The 1276-nt window shown below is 72.7% G+C and carries 2 protein-coding genes; both read left to right on the plus strand.

Annotation, left to right across the window (positions count from 1 at the left end):
* Nucleotides 1-77: 77 nt before the first annotated feature.
* Nucleotides 78-500, plus strand: a complete 423-nt coding sequence (locus P3T27_RS40900) for a helix-turn-helix domain-containing protein (RefSeq protein ID WP_280686454.1) — start codon at nt 78-80, stop codon at nt 498-500.
* Nucleotides 501-564: 64 nt separating this feature from the next.
* On the plus strand, nt 565-1086 hold the full coding sequence (locus P3T27_RS40905) for a hypothetical protein (RefSeq protein WP_280686455.1): 522 nt from the start codon (nt 565-567) through the stop codon (nt 1084-1086).
* Nucleotides 1087-1276 lie beyond the last annotated feature (190 nt).

Here is a 1276-nt window from a genome sequence, read left to right on the forward strand (position 1 = left end):
TACTGACTTCGGCGCTTCGGGGTGATTGGCCTGTTCGTGTAGCTGACTGACGGTCATCTGCGCGCTATGCCGTTGGTATGCGCTATGCGGATGAGGGCGGGCTGGCGGCGAAAGGTCGGCAGCGCCGCGAGGCGGTGAGGCTGGAGGCCGCCGGGTTGTTCGCCGATGGGCTGGGGCCGCCGGAGGTCGCCCGCAGGCTGCGGGTGAGCTCGAAGTCGGCCTACCAGTGGCACCAGGCGTGGACGAAGGACGGAGCGGCGGCCCTGGCCTCACGAGGCGCGAGCGGCCGGCGTTGCAAGCTGTCCGCGCGCTGCCAGGAGAAGCTGGCCGCCTACCTCGAGCAGGGGCCGGCCGCTCACGGCTGGGACGAGGACCAGATCATCGCCTTGGACCGACTCGCCACGCTCGTCCGCAACCGACTCAAACGACTCCAGTACCGCCCCGACGTCCTCGACGGCTTCCTCGCCGGAACCGGACTCTCCCTCGACCTACCACCCTGAAAGCCGAAGTCAGTAAGGGCAGGGAACGCGAACCGAACGGGCAGTTGGCCGCGTCCAGCACGGTATGGACTACCTGCCCGCGCTGCTCGCCGCCCTGCCCGCCCTCGACCGGCGGGAGGAGGTGGCCGGTCCCTGGCGGCTACGCCGGGCCGGGACGCTCGATCTCTCCGCCACCGGTGAGTGCTGGCTGGAGGACGCGGAGGGCGGCGACGCGTTCGGCATCGGCGCCAGCGTCGCCTACCTGGTGCTGGACGGGGACCCGCAGAGCCCGTCGGTGATCGCCCTGCTGCTGCACCACGGTGAAACTCCGCCGGTGGCGGCGGGCGAGGACGGTGACCGGGTGGCCACCGACTCGGGCGTCCTGATGCTGCACGCCCTTCCGGCGGCCGAACGGGCTGCCCTGCTCGACCGGGCGATGGCCGCCCGGTCCGCCGAGGACGCCGAGTTCGCGGACGGTTGGCTGATGCTGCCCGACCGGGCGGCGGGTGGTCCCGCGCTGGTGATGCTGGTCGACACCGACGGGTACCGCCTGGTCCCCGTTCTGGACGCGGCAGGTCGGCCCACCGCGGTCCTGGTGCACCGCTGAGCGGGCCGGTTGGAAAGTCCGCCGGCCGGAGGAAGCCGAGCGGCGGGCCGCCGCTCTGCTCGCGGGGGCCCGGCACAGGCCGGCCCCGGCCGGGTAGAGGGTTGCGGTGACGGTACCGGGCCGGGTGCGGAACCGGTGGTGGCTGTCATTCCCCAGGCAATGGCGTGGGGGCGGACAGCCCGGTCGGCCT

Source organism: Kitasatospora sp. MAA19 (assembly GCF_029894125.1).
Classification (GTDB): Bacteria; Actinomycetota; Actinomycetes; order Streptomycetales; family Streptomycetaceae; genus Kitasatospora.